The sequence below is a fragment of the Oscillibacter valericigenes genome (assembly GCF_021531915.1).
Classification (GTDB): domain Bacteria; phylum Bacillota; class Clostridia; order Oscillospirales; family Oscillospiraceae; genus Oscillibacter; species Oscillibacter valericigenes_A.
Map to the genome: position 1 here is coordinate 1 of NZ_JAFBIV010000002.1, position 15,214 is coordinate 15,214.

The 15,214-nt window shown below is 62.0% G+C and carries 15 protein-coding genes; 1 reads left to right on the plus strand and 14 read right to left on the minus strand.

Annotated elements, in window-relative coordinates:
- Window positions 1-82: IS66 family transposase (locus tag JQM66_RS12760; protein ID WP_407945996.1), on the minus strand; the 82-nt coding region annotated here is incomplete at its 3' end.
- 49 nt (window positions 83-131) lie between these two features.
- Between JQM66_RS12760 and JQM66_RS01580 the strand changes: the two genes are divergently transcribed.
- The gene (locus JQM66_RS01580; protein WP_235228065.1) at window positions 132-680 is read left to right on the plus strand and encodes an O-acetyl-ADP-ribose deacetylase; all 549 of its coding nucleotides are present in this window, start codon (window positions 132-134) and stop codon (window positions 678-680) included.
- A gap of 62 nt (window positions 681-742) precedes the next feature.
- Here the strand turns inward: JQM66_RS01580 and JQM66_RS01585 are convergent, their stop codons facing one another.
- The 13 genes from JQM66_RS01585 to JQM66_RS01645 all read right to left on the minus strand — a co-directional run bounded on the left by JQM66_RS01585 (window position 743) and on the right by JQM66_RS01645 (window position 15,212).
- A complete protein-coding gene (locus JQM66_RS01585; RefSeq protein WP_235228066.1) occupies window positions 743-1,930 on the minus strand; it encodes a M20/M25/M40 family metallo-hydrolase in 1,188 nt (395 codons plus the stop codon).
- 3 nt (window positions 1,931-1,933) lie between these two features.
- On the minus strand, window positions 1,934-2,932 hold the full coding sequence (locus JQM66_RS01590) for an ABC transporter substrate-binding protein (protein ID WP_235228067.1): 999 nt from the start codon (window positions 2,930-2,932) through the stop codon (window positions 1,934-1,936).
- A 21-nt stretch (window positions 2,933-2,953) separates the two neighbouring features.
- Window positions 2,954-3,709 (minus strand): ABC transporter permease, encoded by a 756-nt coding sequence (locus JQM66_RS01595; RefSeq protein WP_235228068.1) that lies wholly within the window; start codon window positions 3,707-3,709, stop codon window positions 2,954-2,956.
- On the minus strand, window positions 3,706-4,461 hold the full coding sequence (locus tag JQM66_RS01600; RefSeq protein WP_235228353.1) for an ABC transporter ATP-binding protein: 756 nt from the start codon (window positions 4,459-4,461) through the stop codon (window positions 3,706-3,708). Before JQM66_RS01600 ends, JQM66_RS01595 begins: the two co-directional genes overlap by 4 nt.
- 2 nt (window positions 4,462-4,463) lie before the next feature.
- Window positions 4,464-5,132, minus strand: a complete 669-nt coding sequence (gene tenA, locus JQM66_RS01605) for a thiaminase II (protein ID WP_328284096.1) — start codon at window positions 5,130-5,132, stop codon at window positions 4,464-4,466.
- Entirely contained in the window at window positions 5,129-5,938 is an 810-nt protein-coding gene (thiD, locus tag JQM66_RS01610) for a bifunctional hydroxymethylpyrimidine kinase/phosphomethylpyrimidine kinase (RefSeq protein ID WP_235228069.1), read from the minus strand. The genes tenA and thiD overlap by 4 nt, the downstream gene beginning before the upstream one ends.
- 123 nt (window positions 5,939-6,061) lie before the next feature.
- Complete coding sequence (locus JQM66_RS01615) at window positions 6,062-6,361, minus strand: thiamine-binding protein (protein WP_235228070.1); 300 nt, start codon at window positions 6,359-6,361, stop codon at window positions 6,062-6,064.
- 16 nt (window positions 6,362-6,377) lie between these two features.
- Window positions 6,378-7,034 (minus strand): HAD family hydrolase, encoded by a 657-nt coding sequence (locus JQM66_RS01620; protein WP_235228071.1) that lies wholly within the window; start codon window positions 7,032-7,034, stop codon window positions 6,378-6,380.
- Window positions 7,027-7,689 carry a thiamine phosphate synthase gene (gene thiE, locus JQM66_RS01625; protein WP_235228072.1) on the minus strand — a complete coding sequence of 221 codons (663 nt, stop codon included), beginning with the start codon at window positions 7,687-7,689 and terminating at the stop codon, window positions 7,027-7,029. The genes JQM66_RS01620 and thiE overlap by 8 nt, the downstream gene beginning before the upstream one ends.
- Window positions 7,670-8,497 (minus strand): hydroxyethylthiazole kinase, encoded by an 828-nt coding sequence (thiM, locus tag JQM66_RS01630; RefSeq protein ID WP_235228073.1) that lies wholly within the window; start codon window positions 8,495-8,497, stop codon window positions 7,670-7,672. Before thiM ends, thiE begins: the two co-directional genes overlap by 20 nt.
- A gap of 12 nt (window positions 8,498-8,509) precedes the next feature.
- Window positions 8,510-9,058 carry an energy coupling factor transporter S component ThiW gene (gene thiW / locus JQM66_RS01635; protein WP_235228074.1) on the minus strand — a complete coding sequence of 183 codons (549 nt, stop codon included), beginning with the start codon at window positions 9,056-9,058 and terminating at the stop codon, window positions 8,510-8,512.
- A gap of 288 nt (window positions 9,059-9,346) precedes the next feature.
- Window positions 9,347-12,763 (minus strand): hypothetical protein, encoded by a 3,417-nt coding sequence (locus tag JQM66_RS01640; RefSeq protein WP_235228075.1) that lies wholly within the window; start codon window positions 12,761-12,763, stop codon window positions 9,347-9,349.
- Window positions 12,747-15,212 carry an efflux RND transporter permease subunit gene (locus JQM66_RS01645; protein ID WP_235228076.1) on the minus strand — a complete coding sequence of 822 codons (2,466 nt, stop codon included), beginning with the start codon at window positions 15,210-15,212 and terminating at the stop codon, window positions 12,747-12,749. The genes JQM66_RS01640 and JQM66_RS01645 overlap by 17 nt, the downstream gene beginning before the upstream one ends.
- Window positions 15,213-15,214 lie beyond the last annotated feature (2 nt).

Sequence of the window (15,214 nt, forward strand, 5' to 3'; positions counted from 1 at the left end):
CATGTGCCCAACAACCCACAACACGGATATTTTCAGGCAGTTTGTGGTAGCCCTGGTATCCATCTGCATGAAGAGCTTGCATTTTTCGTCACGGCACCGTATACTGAAACAAAAAACGAGGGAGGTTCCCCATGCAACGATTTTCCATCATTGTGGGCGATATCACAGAATCAAAGGTTGACGCCATCGTCAACGCCGCCAACACCACTCTGCTGGGCGGCACCGGCGTGGACGGCGCCATCCACCGGGCCGCTGGCCCGGATCTGCTGGCGGAATGCCGGACCCTGGGCGGCTGCGAGACCGGAAAAGCCAAGATTACAGCGGGCTACCGCCTGCCCGCCAAATACGTCATCCACACCCCCGGCCCCATCTGGCGGGGCGGCAAGGAGAACGAGGCCGCCCTGCTGGCCTCCTGCTACCGCTCCTGTCTGGAGTTGGCCGCTGAAAAGGGTCTGCGGACCGTGGACTTCCCCTCCATCTCCACCGGGGTCTACCGCTACCCCCTCTCCCAGGCTGCCTCTGTGGCCCTGTGGGCCATCATGGACTTTCTGCGGCAGCATGACCTGCCGGAGCAGGTCCGCATGGTCTGTCACACCCCCGAAGCCGCCAACGTTTATCGCCAGATCTGGAACATGTGGTTCGCCAGCACCAAGGCCGAGCGTATGGAGACCGTCGAATAAAGCAGGATAGACAAAAACCAGCGTGTGCCGCCACGGCACACGCTGGTTTTTGTCTCACTGTATTACTTTTTGAAGTCCCGGCAGACAGTATGGATGGTCAGTGCAGCCAGGGCAGTCCGCTGCCGGATGGAGGAGATGGACACATGCTCCTCCATGGTGTGGATGCCCACTTCCATGGCCGACAGGGCATCCACAGCGGGAACACCAAAGGAGGAGATCCAGGCTGCGTCCGTGGCACAGGGGTCGGAAATCTCCACAGGAGAGAGCCCCAGCTGCTCTGCCGCCGCGGCTACGCAGCCGTACAGTCGGCCGCTGTCCTCCGTGCGCTCCATGGCGGGGAACAGGGTGTGCCAGGTCACATCCACCGTGCAGCCCTCCACCGTCACCTGCTCCGGCATGGAGCGGAGGTTTTCCTCCACAAGTCCGAAGTCGGCATTGGTGGGCATACCCGCCACGCAGAACTGTCCATGGGCCTCTCCGGCCACCACGCCGTTGGGCCGGCCGCCGGAAATGGGGGCCACATTGTAGTAGATCTTCTTCTCCATGTCGTTGAAGGAGTACAGCCGGACGATCTGCTGGGCCAGCTCATGGACCGCGCTGTATCCCTCCAGATAGGCGTTGCCGGCATGGGCCTCCTTACCGGTCACATGGATGTCGCCCAGGATGACGCCCCGGCGGGCCGTCACGAATGCGGAGTGTCCGTCCTGCTCCCGTCCGCCCTCGAAGACCAGGGCGCAGTCGGCGGTCTCCGCCTCCCGGGCAAAGAGCTTCTGTCCGGAGCCGGAGCCGATCTCCTCGTCGCAGTTGAAGAGGTAGGTCAGTTCCCAGGGCGGCAGCAGGCCCGCTTCCTTCAGGATCAATGCGCCGAACAGAGAGATCAGGACACCGCTCTTGCAGTCGCCCACGCCCAGGCCCCAGGCCCAGTCGCCGTCAATGTGGAAGGGGTGCTGGGCAGCGGAGCCCACGGGGAATACCGTATCCAGATGGGCCATCAGCAGCAGCTTTCCGGCAGGTTTCCCCTGGGGCTGCACTCTGGCCGCCAGATGGGTGCCGAGCCCCGGCTCATAGACCTCCTCCACCTGGGCGCCCAGTTCCTCCAGAACAGGGCGCAGCAGTTCGATCACCTGCCGATTCCCCTGCTCATGGCCGCTGCAGCTGTCCAGGGCACAGAGCTGCTCCAGAAGCCCCAGAATCCGGGGCAGTGCCCGTTCCGCGCCCTCCAGAGCAATTGTTTTCAATTCCTTGTCCATGGCTCACTCCCCCAGCAGGTCCACCATGACCTCCGCGGGATCAAAAGTGGATTCAATCATACCGGTGCTATAGAGCCAATCGATGTTCTCCTGCCACACCGCCGCGTCCTGGGACAGGAAGGGAGTCCCCTCTTTCTCCATAATGGGCAGCAGCACGTCAAAGCTCTTCTTCTCCACGGATTCCGTCAGGGGGAAATTCTCCGTGTTCTGATTATTCATCATCAGCTGCAGGGCACCGTCGGGATCGGCCTGCATGTCGTCAAAGCCTTTTTCACAGGCCCGCAGGAAGCGGGTGTACTTATCCCGGTTCTTCTCCAGCTGGCCCTCGCCGGTGACCAGCATTAGGGCGTAGTAATTGGGAACACCGTAGTCCGTCAGCTTCATGTAGTCCATGGGGAAGCCCTCTTCCTCCAGGGCGGGGATCTCATGGTTGATGAAGCAGCCGTAGGTGGCGTCCACGTTGCCGGTGGTCATGGAGCTCATCAGGTCAAAGCCCACGTCGATCATCTCCACGTCATCCAGCGTGGCACCCACGGACTGAAGCAGCTGATTCACGGCCACTTCAGCGAAACGGGTGCCGGAGTAGCCGATGGTCTTGCCCACCAGGTCAGCAGGCTGGGTGATGTTCTTCTCCTTCAGAGAGGCCATGATGCTGATGGGCTCCTGGACCACAGCGCCCAGCACCTTGACGGGAACGCCCTCATTGGCCTTGGCGATGATGGTGTCCTCTTGGTAGTAAAAGCCAATGTCCGCCTTTCCCGCCGCCGTCATGGTCAGAGGATCGGTGGTGTTGGAGGGAAAGAGGACGTTCACCTGCAGACCCTCATCGGCAAAGTAGCCCTTGTCAATGGCCTCATAGATAAAGGCATGGACGGCGTTGGGATACCAGTCCAGCACCACATCCACGGTCTCCGGTTTTTCCTCCTTGCCGCTCTTTTCCGGAGCGGCGCTGCAGCCCGCCAGCAGCAGGCAGACCAGCAGCAATGCAACGATTCGTTTCATACGATATCTCCTTTATATCACTCAGGATTCGCCCCGCCAGCGGACCAGCCGCTTCTCCAGCAGGGACACGATTCCCACTGTCACCATAGCTGTCACCGACAGCAGCACGATGGGCGAAAAGACGCCGGCACCGTCCAGCTGGGTCATCATCCGGCGGGAGAAATACCCCAGGCCGCTCTGCGCCCCCAGCCATTCGCCGATGGCGGCGCCGATGATGCTCATGGGCACAGCCATTTTCACGGCGGAGAAAAAGTACGGCAGGGCGCAGGGCACCTTTACCTTCCAATAGATATCCCGCTTGGTGGCTCCGTAGGTCAGCAGCAGCTCTGCCATCTCCACCTTGGCGGAGCGCAGGCCATCGTACACCGTGATGGTGATGGGGAAAAAGGTGATCAGAATGGTCACCAGCACCTTGCTCCAGATGCCGTAGCCGAACCACAGGACAAACAGCGGCGCGATGGTAGTGGTGGGGATGGTCTGGGAGGCCACCACCACCGGGTAGAGCGCCTTCTGCCAGAAGGGGCTCACGTCCATCAGCACCGCCAGTCCCAGGCCTAGTACCAGGGAGATGGCCAGGCCGATGAGGGTAACCTCCATGGTGGCCGGCAGGTGGACGGTGAACAGGATGACACGCAGCTCCCACAACTTCCGCAGGATTTGCATGGGCGTGGGCAGGATGTAAGACGCGTCGATCTTCATGGCCCCCAGCTGCCACAGCATCAGCAGGGCAAACAGGAACAGCAGGGCCGGAAGATTGCCTTTACAAGCCTTCTTCATGGCGTCACCTGCTTTCTCAGCATGTCCACCAGCTGCTCCCGCAGCCCCACGATCTCCGGCTGCGACAGGTCCTGCCGGGTGCGGGGATAGTCCATGGGGACGGGGATCTCCCGCAGGGAGCGGATGGGGGTGGACTCCACCACCAACACACTGGAGGAGAGGAAAACAGCCTCCTCCACGTCATGGGTGATGAAGAGGATGGTCTTTTTGTGCCGCTGCCACTGATCCAGCAGCCACTCCTGCATAGAGATACGGGTCAGGAAATCCAGGGCGGAGAAGGGCTCGTCCAGCAGCAGCAGGTCGCTGCCGGTCAGCATGGTGCGGGCAAAGGCCGCCCGCTGGCGCATACCGCCGGAGAGCTCCTGGGGCATTTTGTCCCGGCAGCCCTCCAGACCCACATCCGCCAGCGCCGCGTCGATCAGCTCCCGCCGCTCCTGCTTGGTGGTTCCTCCCTGAATCTCCAGGGGCAGGGCCAGGTTTTCACCGATGGTGCGCCAGGGGAACAGCAGGTCCTTCTGGGGCATGTAGCCGCAGTAGTGCTTCTGCTCCGTGATGGGGACGCCCCCCACCCGGATGGTGCCGCCCTTGGGCTGCAGCAGGCCGTTGGTCATGCGGAAGATGGTGCTCTTGCCGCAGCCGCTGACACCGATGATGCAGTGGAAAGACCCTGGCTCCACAGAGAAGGACAACTGGTCGATGATGTCGAAATCCTCACTGGGGTACTGGTAGGAGACCCGCTCAAATTCCAGAATGCTCATTGGCGCAGTTCCCATGCCATGTCCCAGAAGCCCAGCTCATAGCGGCTGCAGTTGACGAAAATATCCGTCAGGTGGGCGATCTGGTCCTCGGTTGCGTCGGTGGCCAGTTCGTCCATCAGCTCGATCAGGGCCTGATTGGTGGCGGCATAATCCTCAGAGGCGTAGCCCTGGATCCACTCCCCGTAGAAGGGATGGTCCGCTGCGCCAGGGATGGCTGCCAAAGCCTGACCGATCTCCGCGTAGCTCCAGGAGCAGGCCAGGATAGAGGCCACGATCTCCATAGGACCGCCGGTGTGGGCCACGGAGAGCATGTAGTTGGTATAGGACAAATTGTCCAGAGCAGGCTTCACGGCAAAGACCTGCTCCTCGGTAATGCCCAGCCGCTTCATATAGGCCCGGTGGATGTTCATTTCCCCGTTCAGGATGGCATCCACATTCTTGGAGAAGGTCCGCATCAGCTCGGGGTCTCTCGCCTTCACCACGCCCAGAGCGAATACCCGGGCGTAATCAAAGAGGTAGAGATAGTCCTGCAGCATAAAGTGCCGGAACTTTTCCACATCCAGCGTGCCGTCGCCGATACCGGTGACGAAAGGGTGGTGCAGGCATGTTTCCCACACCGGGTCCGCCGCCTGCCGCAGACGGGCGGAAACAGACAGGCCGCTCATGCGTTCTCCTCCTCTATGTAGTTGCTCTTCAGGTCAAAGAGGTGGTTCATGGGTCCCCGGCCCTTGCCCAGATCCAGCATGGCTGCCAGTGCCCCGGAGATGTAGGCCTTGGCGCCCTCCACAGCCGCTTCCAGGTCCATACCCTTGGCCAGATTGGAGGCGATGGCGCTGGAGAGGGTGCAGCCGGTGCCGTGGGTATTGGGATTGTCGATGCGGCGGCCTTTGAACCAGCGGGCATGGCCGTCCTTCCATAAAAGGTCGTTGGCGTCGTTCAGGTCGTGTCCGCCCTTGCAGAGGACGGCACAGCCGTACCGTTCACTGATGGCCCGGGCGGCAGTCTCCATGGCGGCAGGACTTTCGATCTTCATGTCCGCCAGGATCTCCGCCTCCGGGATGTTGGGGGTCAGGACCTCCGCCAGGGGCAGCAGCTTCTCCGTCAGGGCGCCGATGGCGTCATCCCTCAGCAGCTTGGAGCCGGAGGTGGCCACCATCACCGGGTCCACCACGATGTGGCGGGCGCCGTACTTGGTCAGCTTGTCCGCGATCACAGTGATCAGGTCCGCGGAGGACACCATGCCGATCTTGACCGCGTCGGGGAAGATATCGGTGAATACGGCGTCCAGCTGATTGGCGAGGAATGCGGGGGTGGATTCCAAAATGTCTGTGACGCCGGTGGTGTTCTGGGCAGTCAGGGCCGTGATGGCGCTCATGGCAAAAATGCCATGGGCGGACATGGTCTTGATGTCTGCCTGGATACCGGCGCCTCCGCTGGAATCGCTTCCAGCGATCGTCAATGCTGTTCTCATAGAGATTCTCCTTTCTGTTTATACAGCATTCGTTTTATAGAGCGACGGAAGGTGGTGCCCCCAATCCGCCGCTGAAAAACCGGCAGATGCCGGATTTTTCCACAGTTCCGTGATTTCAGCCGCTCAATGGCGGTGCTTGGTGATCTTCTGGTCGATGGTCAGGACTTCGCCCTCCGGCTCATAGTCCACCTTGATGTTGGTGCAGACCTCCGGCGCGCCCGCCCGGACCGCCACCTTCTGACATTCCTTGGCAATGTCCATCAGCTGGTCCATGTCGTCGCCCTCGATGGCCGTCTCAAAGGGGCCCACCTCATACCGCAGGCCGGTGCTCCTGATATAGTCGATGACCTCGTCCACAATGCGGACCAGCTCCTCTTTATCGCTCACCTGGGGCAAAATCTGAATGGCAATGCTTGCTTTCATATCTCATTTCTCCTGTTCAACGTTTGATCTCTTCCGCCGCTGCTCTCCAGTCCCGGACGGTCTCGTCCGCCAGGGCGGTCAGCTCGCTCCAGTGTCCCTCGCCGCTGGCGTCCCAGACGCCCACGGTGTAAAAACCCGCGTCCTTTGCCGTCCGCAGGGCGAACATGGCATCCTCAAAGACTGCTGTCTCGGCCGGGGCAGAACCCAGACGCCGGGCCGCCTCCAAAAAAACATCGGGCCGGTCCTTGCCGGCGCCCACCGCGTCGCAGCTGAGGAGGAACTCCAAATCCTCCAGCACGCCCAGCCGCTTCAGGCAGGCCCGGGCCAGAGGCTCCGGCGTGGCGGTGGCCACACACATCCTTGTTCCCCGCTCTTTCAGCGCGGCCAGATAGTCCGCCGCACCGGGTTTCAGGGGGATGTCGGAGCGGTAGTGCTCATCCATGACGGCGTTCATCTCCGCCGCCACGGATTCCGGTGTCCCCGGCAGTCCGAAGGTCTCGATAAACAGGGCAGAGGACTCCGCCATGGTCATGGCCTTGATGCGCTCCAGCACCTCGTCCATGCCCTCTGTGACACCCTGGGCCGTCAGGTACTCCCGCCCCAGCCGCTGCCAGTAGACCATGGAATCCACCAGGGTGCCATCCATGTCGAAAACAGCGTAAGGCTTATTCATGGGCAGCCACCATCTGTGCCGACAGCTTCCGCAGCTCCGCCGTGGCCCGACCGGGGTCCTGGGCCCCGAAAATGGCGGACACCACCGCCACACCGTCCACGCCGCTACCGGAGAGTTTTAAGATATTGCCCGCGCTGATGCCGCCGATGGCCACCACGGGAATGGAGACGGCATTGCTGATGCGCCGCAAAAGCTCCGTCTCCATGGGCTTGGCGTCCTTCTTGGTGCTGGTGGGGAACACTGCGCCCACGCCGATATAATCGGCGCCTGCCTGTTCGGCGGCGATCGCCTGCTCCACCGTTCCGGCGGAGATGCCCAGAATCTTGTCCGGCCCGATGATGGCCCGGATGTCCCGGCCCTTGATGTCGCTCTGGCCCACATGGACGCCGTCGGCACCGCACTGCAGGGCGATCTCCACGCTGTCGTTCACCACAAAGGGCACACGGTAGGCGCTGCACAGAGCCTTCAGCTTCTCGGACTCCTCCTCAAAGCTGGCCTCGTCCAGGTCCTTTTCCCGGATCTGCAGGAAGGTGGCGCCGTTCTGCAGCACCTTCTCCGCAACATCCACCAGACTCTCGCCCTCCTTCAGCCACATCCGGTCCGTCACCGCGTACAGCAGCATGGACGAGCGAATTTCATCCTTCGTAAATTTCATATCGAACTCCTCCGTTCAGTTGTTCTTCCGTCAGATTGAATACCGCGTCGATCAGGTCGGTGCGGAAGGTGGCGTTTCCGGTGCCGTTTTGCAGCCGCCGCGCCTCCGCCAGGTCCCCCGTCACACCCATGGCGGCGATAGCTCCGCAGGCGGCCTCAAAGGGATGGTCCGGGTCCGCGCCGCAGAAGGCGCCCAGCATGGCCGTCAGCATACAGCCGCTGCCGGTGATGCGGGCCATGGTGGCACAGCCGTTCCGCAAAAGGATCGTCCGTTCACCGTCCGTCACCACGTCAATGGGGCCGGACACCGCCGCCACAGCCCCGGTCTGTTTTGCCAGCAGGCGGGCGGTCTCCACGGTACGGGGCAGGTTCTCCTCTGTCACGGCATCCTCGCCGCTGACATCCACGCCGCTGCCGGCCCGCTCCCGCCGGGCCAGCGCCCGGATCTCCGAGGCGTTGCCCCGAATAACGGCGAATCGGACCCCCGCCAGCAGCCGGTCGGACTCCGCACGCCGCAGGGCCGTGTTGCCCGCCGCCACAGGGTCCAGCACCACCGGCCTGCCCAGCTCATTGGCCGCCTTGCCCGCGGACAGCATGGCGTCCACCGCAGCGATGGCCCCCAGGTTGCACACCAGTGCGGCAGCGCCCTGGACGGCCTCCGCAGCCTCCCGGAGGTCGTCTGCCATGGAGGGGGAACCTCCGGCGGCCAGAATGATGTTGGCGCAGTCGTTGACCGTGACAAAATTCGTGATGCACTGGACCAGGGGCGTCCGCTCCCGGACCAGGCTCAGCTGCTTTCCAAAATCCATGGTTTTCTCCTTTCAGCGCTCCAGCTCCTGCTTCATCCGGTTCAGCACACCAGTGCGCTTCAGCAGCACCAGCACCGCCGCGCCCATGGAGGCGCCCACGGCAGCAGAGGGGATGTAGAAGGGGATGAAGTAGAAGGGGGACTGGGCATCCAGGGCATAGAACATCTTAAACAGCGGGTAGGACGCCATGGCGCCGATAACGCCGGTGCCGATGATCTCTCCGATCCAAACGGACCACCAGGTCCCGAACTTCCGGTACAGCAATCCGCCCAAAATAGGGCCGAACATGGCGCCGGTGACGGAGCCGATATCCCGCCCGCACAGCATCCGCAGCACGCCGCACAGCGCTCCGGCGGCGCTGCCGTACCAGGGTCCCACCAGCACGGCGGCCAGCACGTTCACAAAATGCTGAAAGGGCGCCATGGCCGGAAAATACACAAAGGTATTCAGCACAAAGGCCAGGCAGGTGAACATGGCAGTCAGGACCAGCTTCCGGGTAGACAGTCGTCCGGCGCTCCCCAAGACAGGTCGATCCTTCTGGATATTCGTTTGTTGTTTCATGGCTTCACATTCCTCCTTTTGATTCGCTTCAGGAGCATCTGTGGTCATTGGAAGAAAAAAGCAGAGTCCCCCCTCACAAGGGGACTCTGCTCAAATTTCCATTGATCCGCCGCCTCACGGCCATCAGCCGCGAAACCGCGAAAAAATATCCGTTTTTCTTCGCATCCCTACGTTGGCATTACCCAAATCAGGTGAGGTCGAGGGAATACACCCTCCTCTCAGCCCTCTTCCGAGAACTCCCTTGCAAGGCACAGTATATGCCCGGAACGTCTGATTGTCAAGCCTTTATCAAACCTTTTCCGGAATGCGCGCCTTCTTTTCGCAGGAGCCCTTTGGCTTTTGGGGTTTGTGCCCGACAGCCAGCAGCAGGATACCAACGGCAGCAAGGGCCACGGCCCCGCCGATCCAAATGGTCGTTCCGCTCTCCGTTTTGACGAGGCACAGCTCCGCCGCGTTTGTCTCCAGCTCCGCACGCAGGTAGCTTCCCTCTTTGGTACAGGCGAGCTGGCGCCACGGTCCCTGCTCCGTCCGGCACCAGAGCTCCGCTTTTCGCACATTCTCCGGTTTCAGGACCCGCAAGGCAGTGAAGGGCGCACCGCCGTCCACGCTGACGGACTGGTGCAGCAGCACTTCACCCTTAGTCGCCGGGGTTTCCCCCTGCTCCTCAGATGTACGCAGCTCTGTCCCCGGTGCGAAGGTCCCCTCTGCCAAAATGCTGCCGTCCTCGTCGGACAGGGTGGTGACCCAGGGGGTGTAGACCGCCTTGATGGTATCATCGAAGGTCAGGGCCGTCCGGTCAAATTCCTCCCAGGCGCCGTAGAACCCCTCTTTCTCCGGTACAACAGGGATGTCATCCTCCCGGATGCCCTTGCCGTAAGAAAAGGAGACCTGTTTCACCGCCACATCATCCGCCGTGAAGGTCAGGGCAAAGGTCGAAAATTCCTCCGGGGCCCCCAGGTCCAACAGGTCTCCGTAAGCCACGGGCTCCGCCTGACCGGCATAGCTGATGCCGTCCACGCCGCCCAGGTCGTCACTGACAAAGTAGTTATCCGCCAGAGTCCCCTGGGTCTCTCCGGCGATAGCGCCGCTGTAAGCCGTTTCTTCCATACGCACCAGGGTCCGGCAGCCGCTCAGCTGATCCTCCGCCAGTCCGGCGATGCCGCCCACATGGCTGCCGCCGCTCAGGTCACATTTGGCCCAGCAGTCCCGGATAGGCACCGCGGACCGCCCGGCAATGCCGCCCACATAGGCGCCGCTGCTGCTCTCCACGCTGCCGTAGCCCTGACAACCGGTGATCACGCCCACCTCGGCACGGCCTACCACGCTGCCCACGCAATCCTTCCTGCCCGTTACCGCGGCGTGGTTGACGCACGCCCGCAACACCGCATGGGTGAGGTACTGGAAGTTGAGGGAGGCATCCCCCTGGCGGCTGATGTCGTCCTCCGGATCGAAATCCAACTCCACAGCCATGGAGCCGGCCACGCCGCCGGTGTTGACGTCTCCCTCAACACCCCCCCGGTTGACGCAGTCCGCCGCCGTGCCCATGGTGATGGAGTGATCCTCCTCCGAGGTATCCACCACCCGGTCCTCCTCTTCTTCTCCGCTGTCCCGCAGCAAATTTGTGATGACATCGAACTGGTCATTGATACGCCGCAGGTCGCCGCCCAGGGTATCTCCCACGCCGTCCGCCGTGGACTGCATGGACCGCAGTTCCTGAGACAGCCGGTCCAGCGTGGTGCTGAGGCTATCCTCCTTCTCATGGAAGGCACTGTCCAGCTTGGGGAACTCCAGTGCGGGCTGCTCCGTCTGCTCTTTCAAAAGTTCCTTCAATCCGCTCAGGGCGGAATCCATGGCGTCCCCGGCATCCTTCATGGTGCGCAGAGCCTTGCGGAACCGCTGGGAAGCCTCCTGCGCCTTGTCTCCCATATCTTCCCAGTGAGGAGCCGCGTCCTGGAGCCGGTCCAGGGCCTCCCGGATCTTCCCGGAGGCCGCCGTCATATGCTCCAGTGCTTCCTCCAGATGCTCCATCAGCGCCTGGAGGGCCTCCGGGTCCCCCGTAGCCCCCGGCAGCAGGCTCTCGCCGACGCCGCGGGCCGTGTCCACCGCCGATGCGCTCTCCCTCAGTGCCTTCCCCACCGTTTCCAGGGAAGTCGCTGCGTCCGCCGTCTCCTGCCAGCCGGGCTGGTCCTCCAGGTCCTCCGCCGCGTCCGTCACGTTACCCACGGTGTCCGCGGTCTCCTTCAGGGCATCCGATAGCTCTCCCAGCGCCTGATCCAACTCCTTTTCCGCCTCTCCAGTCTCTTTATCCAGGCCCACCGCTTCTTTCAAATGCTCCAGGGCTTCACCCACGGCGGCCATGGCCTGTTCTACCCGGTCAAAGGCCCCTCTCAGTTCCTTCAGCGCCTCCCGGAGCACCTTCGCTCCCTGAGAAGCAGAGTCCCCGGCATTCTCCAGGGTCCTCAGGGCCTCTTCCAGCTGACCGACGGCGCCGCCGATCTGCCCGGTACCCTCCTCCAGGTCCTCCATTACCGGGACTGCCCGGTCCAGCACCCGGGAAATTCTGGCGCTGAGATCATTCACCGTGTCCACGGTGCCGTCGCCCCACATCTCCAGGTCCTCCAGCAGGCCGCCCACGTCGCCCCGGGCGCTGTCCGTCAGGTCGCCTACGGCGGTCAGATGGGCGGACAGCTGCTGCCGGGAACGGTCCGTGTTGTCCAGAGCGGTCCCCATCAGGCTTTGCAGCGTAGACAACTCCTCCGCCATCCGCTGTAGGATATCCTCCTGAAAGCGCAGCTGGGTATAGGGCTCCATCTGCCCGATGATACCGCCCACTTCCTTCCGGCCCCGGATATTGCCGTGGTTGACGCAGTTGTTTACATAACCTGCCTGCCGACCCGCGATGCCGCCGACGTTGTAGCCGGTGTGGGGATAGCCAACGTCGCCGAAGTTCACGCAGCCCTGCAAAACGCCCTTGGAATATCCCACGATGCCGCCGGTGTCGGTGCAGGCCGGGATGTTCTCCGTGCTGTTCAGGTTCCCCCAGTCGATGCCGTCCAGGTCCGGGGACACCTCCTCGCCGCGGGTGTTGATCCGTGCCTTGTTGGTGCATTGAATGATGCTTCCGTAATTTTCCCCGGCGATGCCCCCGGTGAAATGCTCACCGGAAATGACGCCGGATGACGTGCAGTTGATGAGCGCACCGGCAGCCTCGTTGATACCGGCGATGCCGCCCACCCGGTCCGGGGCATCCATGACGCCGGTGTAGGCACACTGGGCGATGGTCCCCCGGTTAACTCCGGCGATGCCGCCGAAGCCGCTCCACTCTCCGGACACGCTGACTGTGCCGGACACGTTCAGGTTTTTGACTACGGCTCCCTCCTGGACATACCGGAACAGTCCCCGGTGGGAGCCCTCCCCTTCCAGCTTCCAGCCCCGGATGGTGTGGCCCTGGCCGTCAAAGGTCCCGCCGAAGGTAGGGATACTCGCCTCCCCCGTCAGGTCCAGATCACAATCCAGCACCACGGTCTTTCCTTGGGACCAGGTATCCAGGCGGCAGTTCTGCGCCAGTCGGCGCCAGTCGGCGGCGGAGCTGATGTGAATGTCTCCGTCCAGCGCCAGGGCAGCCGGCACCAGGATGCCCAGCAGCAAACACAGGCAGACCAGACCCGCTGTCAGGCGGCGCAGAGGTTTATTGGTTTTTCTCATCAGGGACCACCTCCTCCGTGTTTTCCTGCAGGGCGCCCACATCCACCACGGCGGACAGGGTCCCGTGAATGACGCCGTTCATCTCCGCGTCCACCATACCGTTGACATAACCCCGGACGCGGCCCTTGACCACCATGCTGCCCTGCCGCTCCGTCCGCGGGGGCAGGGGCACCTTCAGGGCGAAGGCCGTCTTTTCAATGATGGTATCGCCCAACAGCAGGATCTGGGGCAGCACCCCCATGACCAGCAGCATGGAGATCAAGGTGCCCCGGCCCAGGCACTCGCCGATGGCCGTGATGGCGGCCTCGGAGGTCAAAAAGCAGATCAGCGTACCGGCTGACGCCAGAATGGTGCCGGAGGTCACGATAGTGGGGAAGGCCAGATTCAGGGCCTCCACGATGGCCTCCCGGCAGCTCATGCGCTGCTTCAGCTCCATGTATCGGCTGGAGATCACGATGGCGTAGTCGATGTTGGCGCCCATCTGGATGGAGCTGACGATCAGGTAACTCATAAAGAACAGGTTCTTGTGCAGCAGGTACGGGAAGGAGAAGTTGATCCAGATACTGCCCTGGATCACCAGGATCAGCAGCACCGGAAGCCCCGCCGAGCGGAAGGTGAAAATCAGCACCATGATGACGAACAGGGCCGACAGGATGCTGATGAGCACATTGTCCCCCTCGAAGGAGGAAGCCAGATCGTGATCGCTGGTGGAGTCGCCCACCAGGTACACGTGGTCATAGTACCGTCCACCGATCCGGTGCAGCGTATCCAGATAGGCAAAGGTCTCCTGGCTCTCCTCCGGCAGGTCCAGGTAGACCAGCAGGCGGCTGTAATGGGGACCCGCCAGCTGGGCCCTGGCGTCGGTCAGCTGGCTGTGCATGTCATCCAGCTGTTCCGCCATGTCCTCATCCAGCGAGATATAGCCCGCCTCCTTCTGGTCGTACAGGAAAAACACCATGTCGATGAGGGGGATGCTGTACTGGTCCAGGTCGTTGATGATGCGGCCGTAGTCCTCCTGGTCGGCGGCATAGGCGCCATACAGCAGCTTTACCACCTCATAGTCCATGTCCAAAGTCTCGGCCAGCTGCCGGGGCGTCAGTGCGTCAGTCAGCATGTAACCGTCCACGGCCTCGATGTTGCCAAGCCCCATGACGCGCTCCACCTGGGGCTCCCGCTCCAGGTCTGCCAGCAGGGCCTGCTCCTTTTCATAGTCCCCGGCGGGCACCAGCATGGCCATGAGGTTGGTGCTGCCGAAGGTGTCCTTGATCTTCTGCTCCGCGATCTGGTTGTCGCTCTGTTTGAAGGTGGTCAGGGTAGAATAGCCGTAGACATAGGGGCATTTGTTGGACAGCAGGAAAGACACCGCCAGCAGCACCAAAAACACCGGCGGTATGATATACCGGCTCTTCACCACCAGCTTGCCCCAGCCGGTGATCCTGGGCACAAAGCTCTTGTGCTGGGTCCTGTCCATACCCCGTGAGAACAGCATCAGCAGCCCGGGCATCAGGGTGAACACCGACAGCAGGCTGAAGAAAATAGCCTTGATGAGAACGATGCCCATGTCATAGCCGATGCGGAACTGCATAAAGGTCATGGCTACCAGGCCGGAGATGGTGGTCAGGCTGGACCCCGCGATCTCAGGGATGGACTTGCTCAGGGCGGCAATGCAGGCCTCCCGGGCTTCCTGGTGCTCCCGCTCCTCGGTGAAGCGGTGGCACAGGATGATGGCGTAGTCAATGGCCAAAGCCAGCTGCAGCACCACCGCAATGGACTTGGTGATGAACGAAATTTCCCCCAGCAGATAGTTGGTACCCATGTTCAGCAGGGCCGCCATGCCGAAGGTCAGCATCAGCACCGGGATCTCCATGTAGGTCTTGGAGGTGAACAGCAGCACCAGCAGGATGATGACCACCGCCACCAGCATGACGATCTGCATTTCTCCGCCAATGGTGTCGTTGATCCCGCTGCCCACCTCACTGCTGATGTAGGTGTCATAGCTGCTGAGCCGCTCCCGGATCTCCTCCATGGCGGCATTGCAGATGTCATCCCCGGTCTCTCCGTCAAAGGTCACGGAGAACAGCGCCGCAGCGCCCCGGTAGTAGTCCTCCAGGCAGGCGTCCTCCCGGTCCGGGTCATAGAAGTCCACGGAGGTAACGCCTTCCACGGCCTCCAGCTCCTTCTGCAGCGCCAGTGCCCGGTCCAGGGTGATGTTATCCACCATCACCTGGGCTGTGGCATAGGTGGTGAACTCCTCCTCCATCAGCGTCAGGCCCTGGCGGGTCTCCGTGTCGGCGGGAAGGTAGTCCGTCAGGTCGCTGTTGGTCTGCACCCAGCCGGAGGCAATGGCGCAGAAAATTCCGGCAGCAATGAAAAACAGAAAGAAGATGTTGCGCTTATCCACAATAAATGTGGCGACCCTCTCCCAAAATGTCGGTTTCTTCGTATCCATGT

Coding starts and splice junctions, on each gene's coding strand:
- JQM66_RS01640 (WP_235228075.1), bottom strand. CDS start 12,763: ATGAGAAAAACCAATAAACCTCTGCGCCGCCTGACAGCGGGTCTGGTC.
- JQM66_RS01590 (WP_235228067.1), bottom strand. CDS start 2,932: ATGAAACGAATCGTTGCATTGCTGCTGGTCTGCCTGCTGCTGGCGGGC.
- JQM66_RS01580 (WP_235228065.1), top strand. CDS start 132: ATGCAACGATTTTCCATCATTGTGGGCGATATCACAGAATCAAAGGTT.
- thiD (WP_235228069.1), bottom strand. CDS start 5,938: ATGAGAACAGCATTGACGATCGCTGGAAGCGATTCCAGCGGAGGCGCC.
- tenA (WP_328284096.1), bottom strand. CDS start 5,132: ATGAGCGGCCTGTCTGTTTCCGCCCGTCTGCGGCAGGCGGCGGACCCG.
- thiM (WP_235228073.1), bottom strand. CDS start 8,497: ATGGATTTTGGAAAGCAGCTGAGCCTGGTCCGGGAGCGGACGCCCCTG.
- JQM66_RS01620 (WP_235228071.1), bottom strand. CDS start 7,034: ATGAATAAGCCTTACGCTGTTTTCGACATGGATGGCACCCTGGTGGAT.
- JQM66_RS01595 (WP_235228068.1), bottom strand. CDS start 3,709: ATGAAGAAGGCTTGTAAAGGCAATCTTCCGGCCCTGCTGTTCCTGTTT.
- JQM66_RS01645 (WP_235228076.1), bottom strand. CDS start 15,212: ATGGATACGAAGAAACCGACATTTTGGGAGAGGGTCGCCACATTTATT.
- thiW (WP_235228074.1), bottom strand. CDS start 9,058: ATGAAACAACAAACGAATATCCAGAAGGATCGACCTGTCTTGGGGAGC.
- JQM66_RS01585 (WP_235228066.1), bottom strand. CDS start 1,930: ATGGACAAGGAATTGAAAACAATTGCTCTGGAGGGCGCGGAACGGGCA.
- JQM66_RS01615 (WP_235228070.1), bottom strand. CDS start 6,361: ATGAAAGCAAGCATTGCCATTCAGATTTTGCCCCAGGTGAGCGATAAA.
- thiE (WP_235228072.1), bottom strand. CDS start 7,689: ATGAAATTTACGAAGGATGAAATTCGCTCGTCCATGCTGCTGTACGCG.